The 2,541-nt window shown below is 32.9% G+C and carries 5 protein-coding genes; all 5 read right to left on the bottom strand.

The genetic code is table 11. The features are described 5' to 3' along the window. Nucleotides 1-29: 29 nt before the first annotated feature. The gene (locus HCCG_RS10800; RefSeq protein ID WP_002957585.1) at nucleotides 30-698 is read right to left on the bottom strand and encodes a hypothetical protein; all 669 of its coding nucleotides are present in this window, start codon (nucleotides 696-698) and stop codon (nucleotides 30-32) included. Continuing rightward, nucleotides 695-862, bottom strand: a complete 168-nt coding sequence (locus tag HCCG_RS10805; protein ID WP_230197958.1) for a hypothetical protein — start codon at nucleotides 860-862, stop codon at nucleotides 695-697. The genes HCCG_RS10800 and HCCG_RS10805 overlap by 4 nt, the downstream gene beginning before the upstream one ends. Before the next feature lie 35 nt (nucleotides 863-897). Beyond that, nucleotides 898-1,248 (bottom strand): hypothetical protein, encoded by a 351-nt coding sequence (locus HCCG_RS10810; RefSeq protein ID WP_002957587.1) that lies wholly within the window; start codon nucleotides 1,246-1,248, stop codon nucleotides 898-900. 140 nt (nucleotides 1,249-1,388) lie between these two features. Continuing rightward, nucleotides 1,389-1,871 carry a hypothetical protein gene (locus HCCG_RS10815; RefSeq protein WP_002957589.1) on the bottom strand — a complete coding sequence of 161 codons (483 nt, stop codon included), beginning with the start codon at nucleotides 1,869-1,871 and terminating at the stop codon, nucleotides 1,389-1,391. An 11-nt stretch (nucleotides 1,872-1,882) separates the two neighbouring features. Beyond that, nucleotides 1,883-2,541: ribonuclease domain-containing protein (locus HCCG_RS10820; RefSeq protein WP_326544426.1), on the bottom strand; the 659-nt coding region annotated here is incomplete at its 5' end.

Genomic DNA, 2,541 nt, shown 5'->3' on the forward strand with positions numbered 1-2,541 from the left:
GACATAAGATTTAGATATGTTTGAAGCACTCATCTATTAATCTTTCCTATCCACTTTATAATATTTCCTTTTGAATCTATTTCAACACTTAAGTCTTTGTATTTGTTATAAAATCTAGGGGCTAGGATTTCATTAAAGTATTTTGTGCCTTTCTCTGTGCGGATTACATTTATATCCCAAGAATTCCAATCTTTAGGATTATTCCAAAGTATTTTAGAATTTTCTTTTTTGTCGTTGCTATATAAATAATTTTGATATTGATAAAAAAATATTTCTTTAAAATATTTCCAAGCTTCAAACGAAGAGTTAAAAGAATGAAACAAGCTTTTTTCTTCATCTTTGCAAGTAAAATCTATCAAATTACCCAAAAAACACTCACCAATCACTCCTATATATTCACTTGCATAACTAGGTTTAGGATCATTTTCAAAAAGTGTCTTATCTAAAACATCAAATGGATAAACATCATATTGCCCCATAAATACTTCATCAATTTCAAAGTTAGACTCTGCTTCTGCCAAAATATAATGCTCAAAGTATTCTAAAATATCTATTTTTGTAATATTTGAATTGCTTAATAGTAATTTTAAATCCAATGCCTCATCACCTAAAACAGCCGCTATTTTTTTATCCATACCGATTTTATAAATAGAATCAAATATAAATTTATCAATACTTTCTAAGACCTTATACCTCATTTTCTTATCGTCTCCAAATTATGAATAATCTTTTCTTTTTTGTTTATATCTATGGCTTTACCACCTGTTTGAGAATTAGAGCGAATACCTATGGAAGTGCCATCATCTAAAAAATATTCTAACACATTTACCTTTTCTTCTTTTCCAGTTTTTTTCACTCTCATTGTTTGCTTATGCTCTCCATTGTATTTTGCATTGTTTATAAATTTTGTGACCAATTCATAAATTCTTTTGTGTCTTTTGTATAATGCACTCTTTCACTTCTTCCAAGACCCAATTCTTTAGCGGTTGGCAACCTCCCCACCACCTCCAACACCTCTTCCCTTGTCAAACTCCTACTAAGCTCTGTTACTCCTTTTACCCCTTTAATCGCAGAACCTATACCTCTTAAAGCAGGAATAAACATAGCACTCATATCTTCTAAAGGTGGGTCATCAATTTGTAATGTTGGAGGCAACACTATCTCTATAAACTCATCACTCTCATCTAATGTTTCTATTCTTATAACATTATCAGGGATTGTCGCTTGATAATGCACATCTATTCCCACATCTCTATTTGCTCTCCATATTTTTTATCGTTTCTAGGTTCTATTTTTTTAGCATATTTTGTTAATCTTTTCCAATTATTCGCTACTCTTTCCTCATACCTAGCCCTTACATTCTGTGGCATTTGATTAAGGCTTTGTTGTTATAGGATTAGGTAGATATTGAAAACTTTTAAACGCCCTTGAAAATCAAGCTGCCTCAAGATTCCTCCACAAGAGTTATCATAGTCTCCACTTTCTATAAAATCCTCCAATATCTTTTCCCTTACCTTTTTCCCGCTACTTAAAAAACCCTTACCCACTTCATTCCAATGCTTAAAAACTAAGATAATATTTTTATAGGCTATACCATTTCCATCATCATAAGTAAGCCATTCTAAAACACTCATCCAATCTCTAAAAGCATCGGGATTCCCTACACAATCTTTAGTGTGAAATAAAAAGGCATTTTGCATAATATCCATATAGTCAAATTCATAATCTTTTATATCCTTGCCATTTATCTTGACATAAAAAGTATATTTGTCCTCTATGAGTTCCTTTGGTATCTCACTTTCGCTTTGTATGGTATAGATTCCATATTCCATATCGTATTTAAAGTTTTTTGATTCCTCATCTAAATACATTGTATTCTCCTTTATTTTGGTATCAAATGTATGAAATCATTGTAATGATTGGGTGTATAGTAGATATAGTCATACAACACATTGCCATCTTGACTATGTCCTACTACAATTCGTTCTGCACCTCTACCACTTTGACTACTTGCTATGCTTATATCGTGTTCTTTGTAAAAGATAGGATTGCCCTTAGTGTCTCTCGTAGGTAGTTGTGCTATATCGTTTTTCCATTTTCTACCCGCCTCAAGTTTTTTGTCCGGCACCCCCTTACTTCTTTTCCAATTACTCGCTACTCTTTCCTCATACCTAGCCCTTACATGCTGTGGCATTTGGCTAAGGCTTTGTTTTGGATATTTAGGTTTAGCTACTCTATTGGTAGAACGAGTGATATATTTTGTTATTTTATACTCATATTGTTGAATTGTGATTTTGTTTTGCGTATTTCTTAGTTTTAGAGTTCTTGTTGTGAGTTTCTTACTAGCCCAACGGATAGCAACTTTTGCACCTTCTGCACCGGCTTTAATTACCACACCAGCAGTCCAACCACCCACAGGGATAAAAGCAGCACCTAATGATACAGCATCTATGGTATCCCATAGCTTTTCATTCTCATACCAAGCTTTTTCCTCTTGCTTGGTATGGACTACTTGGATGATATAGCTATATTCTCTTTTTT

The sequence above is a fragment of the Helicobacter cinaedi CCUG 18818 = ATCC BAA-847 genome (assembly GCF_000155475.1).
Lineage (GTDB): Bacteria > Campylobacterota > Campylobacteria > Campylobacterales > Helicobacteraceae > Helicobacter_C > Helicobacter_C cinaedi.

Bases quoted from the DNA above. Each gene is read 5' to 3' on its own strand.
- HCCG_RS10815 (WP_002957589.1), bottom strand. From the start codon at position 1,871: ATGTATTTAGATGAGGAATCAAAAAACTTTAAATACGATATGGAATAT.
- HCCG_RS10800 (WP_002957585.1), bottom strand. From the start codon at position 698: ATGAGGTATAAGGTCTTAGAAAGTATTGATAAATTTATATTTGATTCT.
- HCCG_RS10805 (WP_230197958.1), bottom strand. From the start codon at position 862: ATGAGAGTGAAAAAAACTGGAAAAGAAGAAAAGGTAAATGTGTTAGAA.